The sequence below is a fragment of the Pseudomonas sp. NPDC099000 genome, from assembly GCF_044759925.1.
Classification (GTDB): Bacteria; Pseudomonadota; Gammaproteobacteria; order Pseudomonadales; family Pseudomonadaceae; genus Aquipseudomonas.
Genome location: NZ_JBIWAF010000014.1, coordinates 79,446 through 98,338, shown reverse-complemented (window position 1 = coordinate 98,338; position 18,893 = coordinate 79,446). Strand labels below are relative to the sequence as shown.

Genomic DNA, 18,893 nt, shown 5'->3' with positions numbered 1-18,893 from the left:
CTGAAACCCTGACGCGAGTTTTAATTGTTTGAATCAGGGTTTTCCTGAAATCATGCCCGGCAACAGCGCAACGGCGCGGGCTGATGCACCATGTCATAGCAAAAGTTGTACCAGTCATTTGTACTGAACCTTCACACAAGGCTCATACTCGAACGCTTCAGAAGCCACTTACGGAGATCACCAATGGCCAGCATCAAAGCAAAGACTGCTCAAGAAATCCTGATGAACGATTTTCAGACTCTGGTTAGCGACACCGAACGGTTGCTGGAACACACCGCAACCCTGGCTGGCGATCAGGCCGATGAGCTGCGCAGCCAGATCCACGACAGTCTGCTGCGTGCCCGGGAAACGTTGAAGCTGACCGAAGACTCCCTGCGCGAACGCGGCCAGGCCGCCGTTACGGCTGCCGAAGATTACGTCCAGACCAATCCATGGCAATCGGTCGGAATCGCCGCGGGTGTCGGCTTTCTGATTGGCCTGCTGGCCACTCGGCGCTGATATGTCTATCGGTGAATCCAGCTCGTCCGCGACGGGCACAAGCTCTTCATCGCGGCGCCTGGGTGCCGCTTTTCTTGGACTGTTGCACAGCCATGTCGAACTGTTCGGCATCGAGTTGCAGGAACAAAAAGCGCGCACCGTAAGCCTGTTGCTGTTTGCAGGCCTGGCGCTGGTCTTTGCGTTGCTGTTGCTGGTGGGCTTGTCGACGCTGGTGCTGATCCTGTTTTGGGACACCTACCGTCTGCCAGCGATCATCGGGCTCTGTGTGTTCTACACCCTGGCTGCAATATTCTGTGCCATGCGCCTGAAAGCGGCGATTTTCGATGAGTCCTCGCCCTTCCACGGCACCCTGGAAGAATTGGCCAACGACAGGGAGCGCCTGCTGCCATGAGCCTGCCTGAATTGCCCCATAACAGCTCGCGCACCGAAATGCGCAAGGCGCTGATCCGCCTGCGCATGGAAATGCATCGCCAGGAAATTCGCCACGAGTCCGCGCAACTGCTGCGACCCTTGCAGCGGGTACGCGGGATGACGCAAAACCTGCACGATGGCTTCGGCATCAAGCACGCCCCGCTCTGGGGCATGGCCGCCGTGACGCTGCTCGGTTTTCTGACCGGTAAAGGCGCCAAGAGCGGCGGCACCAGCAGCCTGACCCGGCTGGTTCGCCTGGGTACAACGCTGGGGCCCTTGATCAAACTGGTCATGCAGGGTTCTTCGCGCAGAGACTGAACAGCCGCTATCTGGCTGCATTCTTGCAACACCACCGGGATTAACCTCTTTATCGAGAGGTTCAATCCTGTGTGCCTACCCGGCGTACAGGTCAATCCAAAAACAAGACCTTACTAAGGAGGCCTCGTGATCGACGGGCAACCGCTCGCCTGCTTTCAGCCATTTATCGATACCGCCACGGGCCGTATCGCGGGTGTGGAAGCGTTGGGTCGACTGCGACAGGCCGACGGTCAACTGGCTTCGGTGGGTCCGTTGTTCGCCGACTCGCGAACGCCCGCCATCGCCCTTCGTCGTCTTGACCGGCAGATCCGCGACAACGCTCTGAGCCGTTTGCATGAAGCGCCATCGGACTGGTTTCTGAGCCTGAACATATCACCGCGATGGATCAACCGCTTACGGCCGGACCAGGCTCTGCCGAGCCTCAAGCAATTGAGCCGGCACACTGTCGACCCGCAACGCATCGTCTTCGAGATCACCGAATTGGGGGGCGATATCCAGCGCCTGGCCGACGTCGTGGCACGTTATCGACAAGCCGGGGCACGGATTGCCATCGATGATTTCGGTGCCGGTTACTCGCAACTTGATCGCGTGCTGGCCCTGCAACCGGACATTCTCAAGCTCGATATGCGACTGTTCCAGGCCGCGGCATTGGGCGGCCCCAGCGGCGACGTGGTGAAAGCCCTGGCGCAAATGGCCGAGAAAACCGGTTGCTGGATCATCGCCGAGGGGGTGGAAACCGACGCTCAACTGAATTTCGCCCTGGAGTGCGGTTCACGTTACGTACAAGGGTTTCTGTTTGCCCAGGCGCAAGCGGACTTCTTTGCGACCGACGCCTTTGTCGAACGGTTCGCGCAACTGCGCCAGCGTTATGTTCAGCAGAAACTGGGCGAACGCGGTCGACTGATGATCATGCGCCAGCAACTCTGCGAATTGATGGCGATCCTGCAAGCCTGGGCCCTGGCCCGAGCGCCACTGAGCGCCTTGCCACAATTGCAGGCGTTTCCCTGGCTGTTGCGCTTCTATCAATGCGACCGTCACGGCACCCAGTTGACGCCCAATCTGGAATGGCGCAACAACGGCTGGGAGGCCGATAACCGCTACCTGGGCCATAACTGGTCGTGGCGGCCCTATTTCTATCACTTGCTGGCCGAAGGCTGGGAAGAGCGGCGCCTGACACTGTCCACAACCTACCGCGATGCCACCAGCAATCAGTACTGCCTGACTGCCGGGCAATTTTTCGACAACGGCGAGCGACTGCTGCTCATCGACATCGACGCCGCGGGGCTTTAGTTCCGCTTGCAGGCGCAGGCCTGAACCCGGAAGCTAGGGGCACAGTCACCTGACGGAGAGTCCAGCCTTGGATTGGCAAACCCTGCTTACCCGCGAACGCCTCGGAAAGCCTCTGCACAGCCCGGAAGAACTCGGCCGCAGCCCTTTTCACAAAGACCACGACCGCATCATTTTCTCGGGTGCCTTTCGCCGCCTCGGGCGCAAGACTCAGGTCCATCCGGTCACCAGCAACGATCATATCCACACGCGCCTGACCCACTCGCTGGAAGTCAGTTGCGTCGGTCGATCGCTGGGCATGCGCGTCGGTGAAACCATTCGCAGTGCCTTGCCTGACTGGTGCGAGCCGAGCGACCTGGGGATGGTGGTGCAATCGGCTTGCCTGGCCCATGACATCGGCAATCCACCCTTCGGGCATTCCGGCGAAGACGCAATCCGTCACTGGTTCCAGCAGGCTGCCGGCCGTGGCTGGCTCGATGCCATGAGCGAAGTCGAACGCAATGACTTCCTGAATTTCGAAGGCAACGCTCAAGGCTTCCGGGTGCTCACCCAGCTTGAGTACCATCAATTCGACGGTGGCACCCGGCTGACCTACGCCACGCTGGGCACCTATCTGAAATACCCGTGGACGGCAAAGCACGCCGATTCATTGGGCTACAAGAAGCACAAGTTCGGCTGCTATCAGAGCGAACTTCCGCTGCTGGAGCAGATCGCCCTTAAACTCGGTCTGCCGCAGCTGGAGGAACAGCGCTGGGCGCGCCATCCACTGGTGTACCTGATGGAGGCCGCCGATGACATCTGTTACGCGCTGATCGATCTGGAAGATGGCTTGGAAATGGACCTGTTGGAGTACGCCGAAGTCGAGTCTTTGCTGCTCGACCTGGTGGGTGATGATCTCCCGGAAACCTATCGCCAACTGGGCCCACTGGATTCGCGTCGGCGCAAACTGGCGATCCTGCGGGGCAAGGCCATCGAGCACCTGACCAATGCCGCCGCCCGAGCCTTCGTCGAGCAACAGGACTCGCTGCTGGCCGGCACGCTGCCCGGCGACCTGGTGGAGCACATGCATGGTCCGGCCAAACGCTGCGTCTTGAATGCCAAAGACATGGCGCGCAAAAAGATCTTCCAGGACAAGCGCAAGACGCTGCACGAAATCGGCGCTTATACCACCCTCGAAATCCTCCTCAACGCGTTCTGCGGTGCGGCACTGGAACAACACAACGGTCGAACACCGTCCTTCAAGAGCCGGCGCATCCTCGACCTGCTAGGCAACAACGCGCCCGATCCACATGGTCCGTTACACACTTCGTTCCTGAGAATGATCGACTTCATCGCCGGCATGACCGACAGCTATGCCAGTCAAATGGCACTGGAAATGACCGGTCGCTCAAGCCACGGATAACCGTGTATCGATCAGCCGCGTCAGGGCTTCCTGACCGGCTGATCGACGTTCTGCGCATTTCTCGTTTCAATCCGCGCGTCAACAGAATCGCCCTACACCTTGTGCAGAGCCGACTGATCGAATGAACGGTCTGATCGCGAAATAATCATCGCCCCTCTGCTCGACAGATGAAGCATGAAAAATCCTATGTCTGAACACGATTGGCGTATCTTGCTGGTGGAAGACCATCCCTTCCAGCTCAGGGCAACCCTATGCCTGCTGGAGAGTTACGGTTTCACTCAACTGACCGCCACTGACAGCGCCGAAGCCGCCTTGCAGCAAATGCTCAAAGCATCGCAACCCTTCGACATCCTTTTGTGCGATCAATGCCTGCCCGACCTCCCCGGTCTTGATCTGATCGAATTCGCCAGCCAGCGGGGACTGATCAGACAGGCAATTCTACTGAGTAGTCTGACATCCATTGAACTGGACGGACTTGAAAGAATAGCCGGCGAACACGGGCTGCCCTTGTTGGGCTATTTGATCAAACCCCTGAAACAATCAGACTTTAGAAACTTATTGACCTTGGCTTCACTATAAAAACACTCCAACAAAGACACACTAAAAAAACATTCAAACACCTATCTAATGCTCTTCAAATAAACCTGTCCGGCCCGCCAAACACACATACAACACCTTCACTGATCCTCATGCAAAACCTAGTTGATCCGTAGTCCGATTCTTCTTCCACTGTAGGAATTATCTTATATTGCCACTACAGGCCTGTCAGTTCATACCCCCCTCAACTATCTGAGCTAAGGTGCGCGCTTTATTTGAGCGCGTATGGGATTTGATTATGAACTCCGTTTTTATTGTCGACGATCACCCCGTCATCCGTCTTGCCGTCCGAATGTTGCTCGAACATGAGGGTTACAAAGTCGTCGGTGAGACTGATAATGGGGTCGATGCCATGCAGATGGTTCGTGAATGCATGCCAGACCTGGTCATTCTTGACATCAGCATCCCCAAGCTGGATGGGCTGGAAGTTCTCTCCCGATTCAACGCAATGAGTACCCCCCTCAAAACGCTGGTGTTAACGGCCCAGTGTCCGACACTTTTCGGTATTCGCTGCATGCAATCCGGCGCGTCCGGGTATGTATGCAAACAGGAAGACCTTAGTGAACTGGTGAGCGCAATTAAAGCGGTACTATCAGGTTACAACTATTTCCCCAGCCAGGCCTTGAATCCTGTCCGTGCTGACGATGAGCGATACGCCGACCTCGAACTGTTCAAGTCAGTCAATGACCGAGAGTTGATGGTATTGCAACTTTTTGCCCAAGGCCGCACTAACAAGGAAATTGCCAAGGGCATGTTCCTGAGCAACAAGACTGTCAGCACTTACAAAAAACGTCTCATGCAAAAACTCAAGGCCAAATCACTCGTTGAACTCATTGATATGGCAAAACGCAACGCGTTAGTGTGAGAAACAGGATGCCCAGTCGTTTAATGGATTATCTGATACCGCTGACCGCGGGTTTATGCCTGAGCACCTCAGCGCACGCGGCACAGACGGCGAGCGAGCATTACACCCTGCTCAGTCGTTCAATGACCGGACACATGGAAGTCCGACTGGATAAATCGCAACAACAATGGCTTAACAATAAGCGTGAATTGATTCTGGGCACCTCTGCCCCCGACTACCCTCCTTTCGACCTGACCATCAGCGGCCGCGACTACGAAGGTTTCACTGCTGATTACGCGGGCATCCTGAGCAAGGCCACCGGCCTGCCAGTCAAGGTCCAGCGCTACGTTTCCCGGGGAGACGCGATCGAGGCCCTGGAAAAAGGCGAGGTCGACATGCTCGGTAGCGCCAATGGCTTTGAAGCCCGCAATGCCGACATCGTGCTGTCCTTGCCCTATGCCGTAGATCAACCGGTTCTGGTGACACGGGAAGGCGAAACCCGATCCCTGAGCGACGGCCTCGCCGGGCTGCGGTTGAGCATGGTGTATCACTACTTGCCGCTGGACGAAGTCAAAGCCCTGTACCCGAAAGCGATCATCACTTCCTACCCCTCCTACCAGAACGCAATCAATGCGGTGGCTTTCGACCAGGCCGATGTTTTTCTGGGCGACACCATTTCAACCCATTACATGATCAACAAGGGCTACCTGAACAACATCCGCATGGCGAACTTCGGTAAACACGAGGCCCACGGTTTCAGCTTTGCCGTGCATAAGGACAACCCGGCTCTGCTCGGGATCATTAACGCAATCCTCAAAGCGACCCCTGGCAGCGAGCGAGAAAACATCGCCAAACGCTGGAGTGCGGGCAGTGACATGCTTCTCACCGATCAGAAACTGCAACTCACCGACCGTGAACAACGCTGGCTGGCGCAACATCCAGTCGTGCGCGTCGCGGTCAACGAAGCGTTGGCGCCGCTGACTTTTTTCGACAGCGACGGCAACTTTCGGGCGTATCCGCCGACTTGCTCGAGCTGATCAGATTGCGCACCGGTTTGCGCTTCGAGATCCATCGCAGCCGCAACGATGACGAGATGATCGAGCAGGTCAACAGCCATCAGGCCGACCTGATTGCCGCTCTGCTCCCCAGCGCCCAACGTGAAACGCTGCTGAACTTCAGCCGTCCTTATCTGGAAAACTCGGTTGTCCTGCTCACCCGCAAAGCTGCCGACAGCCCGTCAAACCTGACACAACTCACGGACAAGCGCCTGGCCATCGCCCAAGGCAATCCAATGGTGGAATACCTGCGCCGCGAGTTCCCGCACATCCATCTGATCGAAACGCCGGACACCTTCAGCGCAGTAGAATTGCTCGCCGAAGGTCAGGCTGAAGGTGCCGTGAGCTCTTTGGTGATTGCCAACTACTTCATCTCATCGCGGGTTTTCGAGCACACACTTCAAATCAGCACCACCATCGGCACCCGGCAAGCCGCGTTCTCCCTGGCGACCGGGCGCGACGCCAAGGAGCTGGGTTCGATCCTCGACAAGGCACTGCTGAGCATCGCGCCGGAAGAGCTGGGCATTATCAACAGCCGCTGGCGAGGCTACTCGTCGGCCTCGCAAAATACCTGGCGCAACTATCACCGGGTGTTCTATCAGATCGTTCTGGGAGTCGGCGTGCTGCTGCTGATTTCCATGACCTGGAACGCTTACATGCGTCGCCAGATCAACCAGCGTCTGGCCGCCGAGCTCGCCCTGAACGACCAACTCGAATTCATGCGATCGCTGGTCAACGGCACGCCTCATCCCATCTACGTGCGTGATCGCCAGGGCTTGCTGCAAAGCTGCAACGACAGTTACCTGGAGGTCTTCTGCGCCAAACGCGAAGACGTGATTGGTAAAAACGTCATGCAGGGCAGCATGAGCAACTCATTTGAAGCGCAGGAATACCAGGCGGATTACCAACGCGTCGTGACCGAAGGGACGCCGCTGATTCTCGACCGGCCATTGCATATCGGTGGCCGCACGCTGACGATTTATCATTGGATACTTCCCTACCGGGACTCCAGCGGTGAAGTACAAGGCATCATTGGCGGCTGGATCGACATCAGCGAGCGGCGGCAACTGTTCGATGACTTGCGTGCCGCGAAAGAGCGTGCGGATGAAGCCAACCGTGCCAAAAGCACCTTTCTGGCGACCATGAGCCATGAAATCCGCACTCCCATGAACGCCATCATCGGCATGCTCGAACTGACCCTCAAGCGTATCGATCACCGCCACCCGGATCGCCCGGCCATTGACGTGGCCTACCACTCGGCGAAAGACCTGCTGAACCTGATCGGGGACATTCTTGATATTGCGCGAATTGAATCCGGACGACTGAGCCTGAGCCCGGAGCGCGTCAACCTGAGAGAAACCGTGGCGTCGGTGGTACGGATCTTCGACGGACTGGCCCGCCAGAAAAATCTGCGCCTGCGGCTGGACTTCAACCCGGCAGAACCACCCTCCGATGTCCTGCTGGACCCGATGCGCTTCAAGCAGGTGCTGTCCAACCTCGTCAGCAACGCCATCAAGTTTACCGAACAGGGTCAGGTCCGGATCGTGGTCGAGCTGCATCCGACCGACGAACCCGACCGGGTGCTGTTGCAGGTGCTGGTTCAGGACAGCGGGGTCGGGATCAGTGAACAGGATCAACGGCGTCTGTTCGAGCCTTTCGCCCAGGCCGATCAGTCCGGGCAGGCGGCCAGAGGCGGCGCGGGTCTAGGTCTGGTGATCAGCCGCAATCTGTGCGAGATGATGGGCGGCAACCTGCAATTGAGCAGCCAGGCCGGTATCGGCACTCAGGTCCGGATCTCGCTGAACCTTGCAACACTGCCAGCCGAGCGGGTGTCGAAAACCGCTGAACCGTCCCTCCAGACGACCTCGGCTGTACTGAACGTCCTGGTCGTCGACGACCATCCCGCCAATCGCTTGCTCATGTGTCAGCAACTGGAGTTCCTGGGACATCGCTCCAGCGCCGCACCGGATGGCGAAGCGGGGTTGAAGGCCTGGAAGGACGAGGTGTTCGATCTGGTGATCGTCGACTGCAACATGCCGATCATGGATGGATACGAACTGGCTCGCACCATTCGCCAACACGAACAGCAAACGCAGTGCCTGCCTTGTACCGTGCTGGGCTTCACCGCCAACGCACAACCGGAAGAAATACAACGCTGCAAACAAGCCGGAATGGACGACTGCCTGTTCAAACCCCTGAGCCTGACAGCCTTGAGTCAATGGGTTGAAGGCGTTGTGCCGACGGTCCGCGCCCCGGCCTTCAGCCTTGAAGGGCTGCATCTGCTAACGGGTGGCAGCCCGACACTGGACCAGCGCCTGTTGTCCGAACTGCTGAACAGCAACCGTCTGGATCGGCAAGAGTTGCTGGCGTTGTCCCCCACAAAAGATCGGCAGGCTTTCATCGAGGTTGCCCACAAAATCAAGGGTGCTGCACGAATCGTCCAGGCTTGCCGATTGATCGACAGCTGCGAGGCGCTGGAAAACGCCTGCCATCAAGTGTTCCACCCTGACGTAGTCGTCAACTGCACCAGGGCCATGGACCGCGCGATGCTCGAGCTGGAGCAGGCATTGGAGCAACAGATAGGCCACAACGACAAAAGCAGAATGATGGAGCCTTAACTATGCTTGGACGCTGAGCAGTGTGTTAACCATCATGGAGAGAACCGCAATGCCCAGCCCACTGCGCCCGGATCAACGCCGGTTTCCCCTGCACATCCATATCAGTGTGATGTTTACCTTCCTGCTTTTGCTGACCGGCGTGGTGTTGGGCATTTTCCACTACGGACAAACCACGCAGATCATTCTTTCGAGCAGTGAAAAGCTCTTCAACCGCATCGAGCAGGATGTCCGCCTGGACCTGCAAGGCACCTATGAACCGATTCGCCATCTGCTGAGCCTGCTGGCGGACTACCCGGCGACCCGGGCACCGAATCTGGAGCAGCGACTGGCGTTGCTTCAGCCCTTCAGCCAGTCGCTCAAGGACAACCCCAATCTGGCATCGTTGTACCTGGGCTACGGCAATGGGGACTTCTTCATGGTTCGCCCGCTGCGAACCACTGCCCTGAGAACCGAGTTAAAAGCCCCGGATTCAGCGGCGTTTCAAGTCTGGAGCATTGAACACGACGGCAGCAGTGGTCAGATCCGCTCTCAATCGCTGTTTTTTGATCAATCCCTGACACTCATCAACCGTCAGGACAATTCCGACGAAACCTATGATCCCCGCACCCGCGCCTGGTTCTCCAGCGCGCGCGGCGATGTGGATCAGATCACCACCGAACCCTACGTTTTTTTCTCCACCCGCAACGTCGGCACCACCCTGGCCCGGCGCAGTGGTGAAAACGCGGTGATCGGTGCCGACCTGACCCTGGCCGAATTGTCGGCCACCCTGGCCAAACATGTGGTGACGCCCCATACCGAAATCGTGCTGTTCGATGCCCAAGGCAATGCCATTGCCTACCCTGACAGCAGCAAACTGATTATTGATGACCAGACCGCTCACCTGAACAAGGCTGCCGACCTGAGCCCCGGCCTCGGCGCCCTGCTCACCCATCCTCCGGCCGGTAATCGGCTGGACGCCGCCGGTCGTCAATGGATTGTGGCGCGCAGCAGCATGTCGGAGGGCGGGCCTCAGGGGCTGCAACTGGCGTTGCTGGTGCCAGAGGACGAATTGCTCGCCGATGCCTACCGCATGCGTTGGCAAGGCGCGCTGATTACCCTGGCGACATTGCTGCTGTGCCTGCCCGTGGGATGGTTGACCTCCAGAGTCCTGGTCAAGCCCCTGCGCGCGCTGGTGCAGGAAGCCGATGCGGTGCGCAGTTTCAATTTCAACTTTCCGGTCGGCCGCAGTTCGCCGGTGCTTGAAATCGATCAACTCAGCGTGTCGATGGCGCGGATGAAGGACACCCTGGGCAGTTTTTTCCAGATTACCGACAGCTTGAGCGCCGAGACCCGTTTCGCGCCGTTACTGCAGCGGGTGCTGTTTGAAACGGTGAAGATCGGGCAAGCCCAGGCCGGTCTGATTTACCTGCGCGAACGTGACAGCGATCGCATGGAGCCCCAAGGCCTCGTCATCAATGGCACGTCACAGGCATTGCCCTCATTCGGTGTCCAGGCACACGATCTCCAGGATCCGCAGAGTCCTCGGTGGTTGCAGCAATTGTCGAACGCTGACAATGTCGTTATCAATCTGGGTTTCGAACAGGCGGGGGATTTGCAGAAGGTAATGCTCGCGATGGAATGCCCCCGAGCGCACCTTATCGGCATCCGCTTGCACAATCGGCACAACGAAACCGTGGGCCTGCTGATCCTGCTTTTGACCGACAGTGGCACCCAAAGCGACCTGGAAAAACTGCGCCCGGACCGCATCGCGTTTCTCCAGGCTGTATCCGGCGCCGCTGCCGTGAGCATTGAGAGCCAGCGCCTGCAAGCCAAACAGAAACAACTGTTGGACGCCTTCATTCAACTGCTGGCCGGTGCGATCGATGCCAAGAGCCCCTATACCGGAGGTCACTGTCAGCGAGTGCCGGAGCTGACCCTGATGCTTGCCCAGGCGGCTGCCGCCAGTCAGGCGCCGGCCTTCAGCGACTACCACCCCACCGAAGATGAGTGGGAAGCCCTGCACATTGCGGCCTGGCTGCACGACTGCGGTAAGGTCACGACGCCTGAATACGTGGTCGACAAAGCCACCAAGCTTGAGACCCTGAACGACCGCATTCATGAAATTCGCACCCGTTTCGAAGTCCTTAAGCGCGATGCCTGGATCAACTTTTGGCAGGCCATCGCCCTGGGCGGTGACGAGCAGCACCTGGCCCAATTGCGCAATGCCAACCTGGCCGGGCTGGATGATGATTTCGCCTTCGTCGCCCGCTGCAATCTGGGCGCAGAGGCCATGGCCGAGGCCGATCTGCAACGGCTGCGCAGCATTGCCCAGCGCAACTGGACCCGAACCCTGGATGATCGAATCGGCGTGTCCTGGGAAGAAAACCGCCGCCAGACACGAACCCCGGCCCCGACCTTGCCGGTCAGCGAGCCGCTGTTGGCGGATAAGCCCGAGCATTTGTTCGAGCGCGCCGAAAGCGAGCTGATCCCGGAAGACAACCCCTGGGGTTTCAAGCTCGATGTGCCGCGCTACAAATACAACCGGGGCGAGCTCTACAACCTGAGCATCGCCCGCGGCACGCTGACCCGCGAGGAGCGTTACATCATCAATCACCACATGGTGCAGACAATCCTGATGCTCAGCCACTTGCCCTTCCCCGGCCACCTCAACAACGTCGCGGAAATCGCCGGCGGCCATCACGAGAAAATGGACGGCACCGGTTACCCCAAACAGTTGAAGCGCGAAGAAATGAGCCTGCCGGCGCGGATGATGGCGATTGCCGATATTTTCGAGGCGTTGACCGCCGCCGATCGCCCCTACAAGAAGGCCAAGACCTTGAGCGAAGCGCTGGGCATCATGGCCACCATGTGCCGTGACGCCCATATCGATCCGGAGTTGTTCGGCCTGTTCATCAACGCCGGCATCTATCTGCAATACGCCGACCGATTCCTCGATCCACGACAGATCGATGCGGTCGACCCGTCAAGCCTGCTGGTCAAGGCCGGCTTGGGGGCGTGATCAGCAATCCGTCAGACGCAGGAAAATCGCCGCCAGTTGCTCGATACCGGCCTGATCCTCAGCGGTAAACCGCGCCAGGCTCGGGCTGTCGAGGTCCAGCACGCCGATCAGGCGACCGTCCTTGACCAGCGGCACGACCAGCTCGCTGTTCGAGGCACTGTCGCAAGCAATGTGCCCGGGGAACGCGTGAACGTCTTCGACCCGCTGGGTCTGTAAAGTCGCTGCCGCTGTCCCGCACACGCCGCGACCGAACGGAATCCGCACACAGGCGATCTGCCCCTGAAACGGGCCAAGCACCAGTTCTTCGTTGCGATTGAGGTAGAAACCGGCCCAGTTCAAGTCGTCGAGCTGGCTGTACAGGAACGCCGAAAACTGCGCGGCATTGGCGATAAAGTCACGTTCGTCTGCCAGTAACGACTCCAGCTGCGCCCATAACATGCCGTAACCGTCCAGGCCTTGGCCGCTCTTCTGTAAATCGATCATGCTTTGTGCTCCAACAGCTTCAGCCCGACCCAATAGCGGGCAAATTGATACGCGCAGCGTCCATTGCGGTTGCCCCGGCCCGTCGCCCAGCGCACGGCGAGGATGTCCAGTTCTTCGGTACGCTGCCACTCAAGGCCGGATTTTCCGGCCAATTGCCCGATCCAGTGCTCGACGACGTCAAGGAAGTGCTCTTGAGTAAACGGATAGAACGACAGCCACAATCCAAAACGGTCCGACAGCGCGATCTTGTCTTCCACCGCCTCGCTGGGATGCAGTTCGCCGTCAACCCGTTTCCAGTTTTCGTTATCGCTTTCCTTCTCCGGCACCAGGTGGCGACGGTTGGAGGTGGCGTACAGCAAGACGTTATCCGGCGCCTGCTCGAGCGAGCCATCGAGCACGCTCTTGAGCACGCGATAGTCGCCTTCGCCCGATTCAAACGACAGGTCATCGCAGAACAGCACGAAACGCTGAGGCAGCCTGGCGATTTGTTCGACCACGCGCGGCAGGTCCGCCAGGTGATCGCGCTCGATCTCGATCAACCGCAGGCCGGCCTTGGCGTGCTCGGCCAGCAAGGCGCGCACCAAAGACGATTTGCCGGTGCCGCGCGAACCCCAGAGCAGTGCGTGGTTGGCGGGCATGCCGTCGAGGAACTGCTGGGTGTTTCGCCCCAGTTGCTCCACTTGTCGGTCGACACCGATCAGGTCGGACAACCGCGTATCGAGGCTGACATGCAGTGGCAGCAGAAAACCGCTGCGGCCTTCGCGCTGCCAGCGCGCGGCCAGGCATTGCGTCCAGTCGATGGCTTGCCGAGGTGCAGGCAAGAGCGGTTCGATACGGGCCAGGACGGCATCGGCGCGTTCAAGAAAAGCATTCAATCGGGAATCCACGTCTTCTCCTCGGGCACGTTCACAGTGATGATGGCACTACAGCGACGCAACACAGCATTCGGCGCCCGGTTCATCCCTTGTTGCACAAGGGGTCGCGAGAACATCGGTATCCATGCATGATCGACTATGCTTGAGCAGCGAAGGGAAACGGAAGTGGTTCAACACCCCATGGATATCAAATTCACCCACCGGCTGTCATACAAGCAAGCCAGGCTGACCGTGCTTGTCGGTTTCATTCTGGGCACGCTGCTCAGTCTGCTGCAAATAGGCATCGATTATGCCAGCGAAGACGCCTCCATCAACCGCGAAATTCTGTCTTTACTGGAAATCAGCCATAACCCCGCGTCCCGCATCGCCTACAACATCGACGCCGAACTCTCCCAGGAACTGACCATGGGCCTGTTGCGCTCACCGGCGATCGTCGGTGCGCAACTGACTGACAACAACGGCACCGTCCTGGCCAGCGTCAAACGCCCGACCCTGCAAAGCAACTATCGGATGATCAGCGACTTCCTGTTCGGCGCCAACCGCCAGTTCGAAGACCGCCTCTACCTCGACAACTTGCCGGACGAATCCCTCGGCACCTTGCACCTGGAAGTCGATACGTACGCCTTCGGCAGCCGTTTCCTGCGCCGGGCCGAGGTGACGCTGCTCAACGGCTTTGCTCGCAGCCTGATCCTCACCGGCATCCTGTTGGCGCTGTTCTACGTGATGCTGACAAAACCGCTGGTGCGGGTCATCCGCGAACTCAGCGGGCGCGATCCGCGTAGCGCGGAACCGACCTGGCTGGAGTACCCGAAAGGGCATAAAAAGGATGAAATCGGCGTCCTGGTCAAAGTGGCCAACCAGCAATTTGAAAACATCGCCACCGAAATCCAGCAGCGACGCAACGCTGAAAACCGCCTGACCGACTACCTCGGGCAACTGGAAAACATCGTCTCGGCCCGTACCGCGGAACTCAAGGCGATCAATGCCCGGCTCGGCCAATCCAACCAGGAGCTGGAAGTCGCACGAAGCACCGCCCTGGATATGGCCGAAGCACGTTCGGTGTTTCTCGCCAATATGAGCCATGAAATCCGCACACCGCTCAACGGCCTGTTGGGCATGATCGCGCTCTCGCTGGACGGCCCGCTCAACGCCGAACAACAGCAACAGCTGTCCATCGCCCATGACTCGGGCAAAGTGCTGGTGGAACTGCTCAACGATATTCTCGACCTGTCGAAATTCGATGCCGGCCAGCTCGAACTCGAACACATTCCGTTCGACCTCGGGTCGCTGATCGAAGACACCGCCAACCTGCTGTCGCAGAACGCCGCGCCCAGCGTCGAGTTGACCTGCCTGATCGACCCGCACTTTCCGGCGTTGGTGCTGGGGGATCCGACCCGCGTCCGGCAGATCGTCAGCAACCTGTTGTCCAACGCCCTCAAGTTCACCCGATTCGGTCGGGTCGATGTGCGCCTTTCAACCTTTGAAGACGGCGTCAGAGTCGAAGTCTGCGACACCGGCATCGGGATTGCCCAGGATGCCCAGGTCAAAATCTTCCAGCCTTTCACGCAGGCCGGTGCCGGCATTACCCGACAATTCGGCGGCACCGGGTTGGGCCTGGCGCTGACCTATAACCTCTGCGAAGCCATGCAGGGGCGGCTGACCATCAGCTCGGAAGCGGGTTTCGGCAGCCAGTTCTGCGCCGACCTGCCGTTGCCCTGCCACACCCGAGCCATCCCCCCGCAGCCGTTACCGGGCAAGGTCATTGCCATCACCGCGGCCAACAGCGGCCTGGCGGAACTGTTGAAAAACCTGTTGCCCGGCTGGGGGCTCGAGTATCAGCAACGGTCCATCGACGACTCGTTCATCGGCCTCGATCCGGATGTGTTGATCACCGACTGCCCCGAATGCCTGTTTGGCCTGCGCCCGACCCTCGACGCTCCTATCTTGCTGGTAACCGCCTATGGCAGCTTCATGCCCAGCGAAGAAGCGAGCGCCCTGGCGCCCCTGCAACAACAGGCACGTCCTTTGGCGCGCAATGCGCTTTACCAGACATTGCGCCGGGTGCTGTTGCCTGAAAGCAACCTGATCAACGGTGCCCGGGTCGAAGCCCTTACCCCCCAACGGCGCGGACGTGTCCTGCTGGTCGAGGACAACCCGGTCAATCAATTGGTGGCCAAGGGCATGCTCGGCAAACTCGGTTGCGAGGTGATCGTTGCCGCTCACGGTGCCGAAGCCCTGGATCAGCTTGAGCACAGCGAATTCGATCTGGTGCTGATGGACTGCAACATGCCGGTGATGGATGGTTATGAAGCCAGTCGGCAAATCCGGCGCAGCGGGCGCTGGCCACAATTGCCCATCGTGGCCTTGACCGCCAACGCCATGTCCGAGGAACGCGAACGCTGCCGTGTGGCGGGCATGAGCGATTACCTGGCCAAGCCCTTCCGCCGTGAAGAACTGGCTGCCCTGCTCGACCTGTGGATACCGACTACGACAGCGCTTTGATTTGCCCCAGCAGGTGATCGAGACCGTCGCGCAGATCATTCAGGCGATCCAGATCGACGCCGCTGTCGCACAGCAACCGGGCCTTGAGCGGCCCGACCTGATCACGCAAGGCCTTGCCGGTTGGCGAAAGACTCAGGTGCACTTCTCGCTCATCGCGCGCCGAACGCTGGCGCAGCACCAGTTGCAGCTGCTCAAGACGCTTGAGCAACGGCGTCAGGGTGCCGGAATCCAGCGCCAGGCGTTCGCCCAGCGCCTTGACCGTCGGCTGCTCCGGCGCCGTCTCCTGCCATTCCCACAACACCAGCATCGCCAGGTATTGCGGGTAGGTCAGGCCCAGTTGATCGAGCATCGGCTTGTAGGCGCGGACCACCGCCCGAGAAGCGGCGTACAGCTTGAAGCAGAGCTGGCTGTCGAGCTTCAGCGAATCGACGGACAAGGTGTTCATTTGAGCAGGGCTTCGATCTCGCGCCTCAGGTCCTGCGGCTTGGTCGCTGGAGCGAAGCGCTTGACCAACTGGCCGTCTTTGCCGATCAGAAACTTGGTGAAGTTCCATTTGATGCCCTGGGAGCCCAGCACGCCCGGTGCGCGTTTCTTCAACTGCACAAACAGCGGATGAGCGCCGGCACCATTGACGTCAATCTTCTTGAACAGCGGGAAGCTGACACCGAAGTTCAATTCGCAGAACTCGGAAATCGCCCCTTCGTTACCCGGTTCCTGCTTGCCGAACTGATTGCAGGGAAAGCCGAGCACCACCAGGCCTTGATCCTTGTAGGTCTGCCACAACGCTTCGAGGCCTTTGTACTGTGGGGTGAAACCGCATTTGCTGGCGGTGTTGACCACCAGAACGGCTTTGCCGGCGAAATCGGCCAGGGTTTTTTGTTCACCTTTGATGGTGGTCACCGGGATGGTCAGCAGGTTGTCGCTCATGGGTTTGGCTCGAATTGAAGGAACAAGCCATGAACATAGCGAGCAATTGAATTGTGTGCAATTTAAATTGTTGAGCGCTGATCTTCTGTAGGAGCGAAGCTTGCTCGCGAAGGCGTCTTAACATTCAACGCAGATGTTGACTGACCGGGCGCCTTCGCGAGCAAGCTTCGCTCCTACAAGGCTCGCATTACTCGCGCGGCACCAGGTCCAGGCACACCGAGTTGATGCAATAACGCAGGCCGGTCGGCGGCGGGCCATCCGGGAACACGTGCCCCAGGTGCGCCTCGCACTTGGCGCAGACCACTTCAGTGCGGATCATGCCGTGGCTGACATCACGGATCTCGACCATGGCGCTGTCGCCGATCGGCGCGTAGAAGCTCGGCCAGCCGCAGCCGGAGTCGAATTTGGTCTTGGAGTCGAACAGCGGCTCGTTGCAGCAGATGCAGTGGTAAACACCGTCAGTCTTGGTGTCGTTGTATTTGCCGGAGAACGGCCGCTCGGTGCCCTTGAGACGGCAAACGTTGTACTGCTCTGGATCGAGCATCGCCTTCCATTCTTCCAGGGTTTTTTCCAACTTTTCCATCGTCACACCTCAGCAGCTGAAAAAGCCCGATCTGTACCTTTTCCACGGATCGGGGGGCACGTATGATTGCGCCTCGTCAAACGCCAGTCTGGCAGCCAGTCCACGCGCATTCAAACGGATTTATGGGTGCTGCATCTCAAGGCGTCAGGCCTGTGTGAATACGCAGGATTCCCAGTACGGTAGTTCATACGCCGCCTGGATCGTTCATTTTCGGGAACACATCGCCATGCAGGTCAGCAAATCGAACAAGCTCGCCAACGTCTGCTACGACATTCGCGGCCCAGTGCTCAAGCACGCCAAACGCCTGGAAGAGGAAGGTCATCGCATCCTCAAGCTGAACATCGGCAACCCGGCGCCCTTTGGTTTCGAAGCGCCGGACGAAATCCTCCAGGACGTGATCCGCAACCTGCCGACCGCTCAGGGCTACAGCGACTCCAAGGGCTTGTTCAGCGCGCGCAAGGCCGTCATGCAGTACTACCAGCAAAAGCAGGTGGAAGGCGTCGGCATTGAAGACATCTACCTGGGCAACGGCGTTTCCGAGCTGATCGTGATGTCGATGCAGGCACTGCTGAACAATGGCGATGAAGTGCTGGTGCCAGCCCCGGACTATCCGCTGTGGACCGCTGCCGTGAGCCTGTCCGGCGGCAACCCGGTGCATTACCTGTGCGACGAGCAGGCCAACTGGTGGCCGGACCTGGCCGACATCAAGGCCAAGATCACCCCGAACACCAAAGCGCTGGTGATCATCAACCCGAACAACCCGACCGGCGCCGTGTACTCCAAAGAAGTGCTGCTGGGTATGCTGGAACTGGCTCGCCAGCACAACCTGGTGGTGTTCTCCGACGAGATCTACGACAAGATCCTGTACGACGATGCCGTGCACATCTGCACCGCGTCCCTGGCGCCGGACCTGCTGTGCCTGACCTTCAACGGTCTGTCCAAGTCTTATCGCGTGGCCGGTTTCCGCTCCGGCTGGATTGCCATCTCCGGCCCGAAACACCACGCCCAGAGCTACATCGAAGGCATCGACATGCTGGCTAACATGCGCCTGTGTGCCAACGTGCCGAGCCAACACGCGATCCAGACCGCACTCGGCGGTTATCAGAGCATCAATGACCTGGTATTGCCGCAAGGTCGCCTGCTGGAACAGCGCAATCGCACCTGGGAACTGCTCAACGATATTCCGGGCGTGAGCTGCGTCAAGCCGATGGGGGCGTTGTATGCGTTCCCGCGGATCGACCCGAAAGTCTGCCCGATCCACAACGACGAGAAGTTCGTGCTTGACCTGCTGCTCTCCGAGAAGCTGCTGGTGGTCCAAGGCACGGCCTTCAACTGGCCTTGGCCGGACCACTTCCGAGTCGTGACATTGCCACGGGTGGACGACCTGGACATGGCCATTGGCCGGATCGGCAACTTCCTCAAATCCTACCGCCAGTAAGCTGACTGTCACCGTGCGACGCGCACATATGTCGCACGGTGATTAATTCAGCAACAT

General features: G+C 59.0%; 15 protein-coding genes and 1 pseudogene. 11 read left to right on the top strand and 5 right to left on the bottom strand.

The window, feature by feature from the left end:
* The first annotated feature begins 183 nt into the window (after positions 1 to 183).
* From ACIQV9_RS17665 to ACIQV9_RS17625, 9 genes and pseudogenes are all read left to right on the top strand, one after another.
* A complete protein-coding gene (locus ACIQV9_RS17665; protein ID WP_109633587.1) occupies positions 184 to 498 on the top strand; it encodes a YqjD family protein in 315 nt (104 codons plus the stop codon).
* 1 nt (position 499) lies between these two features.
* Positions 500 to 889, top strand: coding sequence for a phage holin family protein (locus ACIQV9_RS17660; protein WP_094468343.1), 390 nt, complete (start codon positions 500 to 502; stop codon positions 887 to 889).
* Positions 886 to 1,227 carry a hypothetical protein gene (locus ACIQV9_RS17655; RefSeq protein WP_403103901.1) on the top strand — a complete coding sequence of 114 codons (342 nt, stop codon included), beginning with the start codon at positions 886 to 888 and terminating at the stop codon, positions 1,225 to 1,227. Before ACIQV9_RS17660 ends, ACIQV9_RS17655 begins: the two co-directional genes overlap by 4 nt.
* A 126-nt stretch (positions 1,228 to 1,353) precedes the next feature.
* The gene (locus ACIQV9_RS17650; protein ID WP_403103898.1) at positions 1,354 to 2,517 is read left to right on the top strand and encodes an EAL domain-containing protein; all 1,164 of its coding nucleotides are present in this window, start codon (positions 1,354 to 1,356) and stop codon (positions 2,515 to 2,517) included.
* A 67-nt stretch (positions 2,518 to 2,584) separates the two neighbouring features.
* Positions 2,585 to 3,916, top strand: coding sequence for a deoxyguanosinetriphosphate triphosphohydrolase (locus ACIQV9_RS17645; RefSeq protein ID WP_219095302.1), 1,332 nt, complete (start codon positions 2,585 to 2,587; stop codon positions 3,914 to 3,916).
* Between the two features lie 186 nt (positions 3,917 to 4,102).
* Positions 4,103 to 4,495 (top strand): response regulator, encoded by a 393-nt coding sequence (locus ACIQV9_RS17640; RefSeq protein WP_403103895.1) that lies wholly within the window; start codon positions 4,103 to 4,105, stop codon positions 4,493 to 4,495.
* Between the two features lie 256 nt (positions 4,496 to 4,751).
* Positions 4,752 to 5,378: a response regulator transcription factor gene (locus tag ACIQV9_RS17635; protein WP_094468347.1), complete on the top strand. Its 627-nt coding sequence runs from the start codon at positions 4,752 to 4,754 to the stop codon at positions 5,376 to 5,378.
* 8 nt (positions 5,379 to 5,386) lie between these two features.
* Positions 5,387 to 9,030 (top strand): annotated as a pseudogene (locus ACIQV9_RS17630) (transporter substrate-binding domain-containing protein).
* Positions 9,031 to 9,079: 49 nt separating this feature from the next.
* On the top strand, positions 9,080 to 12,028 hold the full coding sequence (locus ACIQV9_RS17625; RefSeq protein ID WP_403103891.1) for an HD domain-containing phosphohydrolase: 2,949 nt from the start codon (positions 9,080 to 9,082) through the stop codon (positions 12,026 to 12,028).
* On the opposite strand, the gene ACIQV9_RS17620 is transcribed toward ACIQV9_RS17625, so the two are convergent.
* Both ACIQV9_RS17620 and ACIQV9_RS17615 read right to left on the bottom strand, forming a co-directional pair.
* Positions 12,029 to 12,511: a GAF domain-containing protein gene (locus ACIQV9_RS17620; protein ID WP_403103889.1), complete on the bottom strand. Its 483-nt coding sequence runs from the start codon at positions 12,509 to 12,511 to the stop codon at positions 12,029 to 12,031. It abuts the gene before it with no gap.
* Positions 12,508 to 13,398 (bottom strand): ATP-binding protein, encoded by an 891-nt coding sequence (locus ACIQV9_RS17615; protein WP_403103887.1) that lies wholly within the window; start codon positions 13,396 to 13,398, stop codon positions 12,508 to 12,510. The genes ACIQV9_RS17620 and ACIQV9_RS17615 overlap by 4 nt, the downstream gene beginning before the upstream one ends.
* Before the next feature lie 168 nt (positions 13,399 to 13,566).
* Between ACIQV9_RS17615 and ACIQV9_RS17610 the strand changes: the two genes are divergently transcribed.
* Positions 13,567 to 15,888: a response regulator gene (locus ACIQV9_RS17610; protein WP_403103884.1), complete on the top strand. Its 2,322-nt coding sequence runs from the start codon at positions 13,567 to 13,569 to the stop codon at positions 15,886 to 15,888.
* Here ACIQV9_RS17610 and ACIQV9_RS17605 read toward each other — a convergent pair.
* The 3 genes from ACIQV9_RS17605 to msrB form a co-directional block, all read right to left on the bottom strand.
* The gene (locus ACIQV9_RS17605; RefSeq protein ID WP_403103882.1) at positions 15,872 to 16,333 is read right to left on the bottom strand and encodes a MarR family winged helix-turn-helix transcriptional regulator; all 462 of its coding nucleotides are present in this window, start codon (positions 16,331 to 16,333) and stop codon (positions 15,872 to 15,874) included. The genes ACIQV9_RS17610 and ACIQV9_RS17605 overlap by 17 nt on opposite strands.
* Positions 16,330 to 16,815: a glutathione peroxidase gene (locus ACIQV9_RS17600; RefSeq protein ID WP_403103880.1), complete on the bottom strand. Its 486-nt coding sequence runs from the start codon at positions 16,813 to 16,815 to the stop codon at positions 16,330 to 16,332. The genes ACIQV9_RS17605 and ACIQV9_RS17600 overlap by 4 nt, the downstream gene beginning before the upstream one ends.
* Positions 16,816 to 17,002: 187 nt before the next feature.
* A complete protein-coding gene (gene msrB, locus ACIQV9_RS17595; RefSeq protein WP_403103877.1) occupies positions 17,003 to 17,398 on the bottom strand; it encodes a peptide-methionine (R)-S-oxide reductase MsrB in 396 nt (131 codons plus the stop codon).
* Between the two features lie 226 nt (positions 17,399 to 17,624).
* Here msrB and ACIQV9_RS17590 point away from each other — a divergent pair, with 226 nt between their 5' ends.
* Positions 17,625 to 18,836 carry a pyridoxal phosphate-dependent aminotransferase gene (locus tag ACIQV9_RS17590; protein ID WP_008030363.1) on the top strand — a complete coding sequence of 404 codons (1,212 nt, stop codon included), beginning with the start codon at positions 17,625 to 17,627 and terminating at the stop codon, positions 18,834 to 18,836.
* Positions 18,837 to 18,893: the final 57 nt, after the last annotated feature.

Bases quoted from the DNA above. Each gene is read 5' to 3' on its own strand.
- ACIQV9_RS17665 (WP_109633587.1), top strand. From the start codon at position 184: ATGGCCAGCATCAAAGCAAAGACTGCTCAAGAAATCCTGATGAACGAT.
- ACIQV9_RS17660 (WP_094468343.1), top strand. From the start codon at position 500: ATGTCTATCGGTGAATCCAGCTCGTCCGCGACGGGCACAAGCTCTTCA.
- ACIQV9_RS17655 (WP_403103901.1), top strand. From the start codon at position 886: ATGAGCCTGCCTGAATTGCCCCATAACAGCTCGCGCACCGAAATGCGC.
- ACIQV9_RS17640 (WP_403103895.1), top strand. From the start codon at position 4,103: ATGTCTGAACACGATTGGCGTATCTTGCTGGTGGAAGACCATCCCTTC.
- ACIQV9_RS17635 (WP_094468347.1), top strand. From the start codon at position 4,752: ATGAACTCCGTTTTTATTGTCGACGATCACCCCGTCATCCGTCTTGCC.
- ACIQV9_RS17625 (WP_403103891.1), top strand. From the start codon at position 9,080: ATGCCCAGCCCACTGCGCCCGGATCAACGCCGGTTTCCCCTGCACATC.
- ACIQV9_RS17620 (WP_403103889.1), bottom strand. From the start codon at position 12,511: ATGATCGATTTACAGAAGAGCGGCCAAGGCCTGGACGGTTACGGCATG.
- ACIQV9_RS17610 (WP_403103884.1), top strand. From the start codon at position 13,567: ATGGATATCAAATTCACCCACCGGCTGTCATACAAGCAAGCCAGGCTG.
- ACIQV9_RS17605 (WP_403103882.1), bottom strand. From the start codon at position 16,333: ATGAACACCTTGTCCGTCGATTCGCTGAAGCTCGACAGCCAGCTCTGC.
- ACIQV9_RS17600 (WP_403103880.1), bottom strand. From the start codon at position 16,815: ATGAGCGACAACCTGCTGACCATCCCGGTGACCACCATCAAAGGTGAA.
- msrB (WP_403103877.1), bottom strand. From the start codon at position 17,398: ATGGAAAAGTTGGAAAAAACCCTGGAAGAATGGAAGGCGATGCTCGAT.
- ACIQV9_RS17590 (WP_008030363.1), top strand. From the start codon at position 17,625: ATGCAGGTCAGCAAATCGAACAAGCTCGCCAACGTCTGCTACGACATT.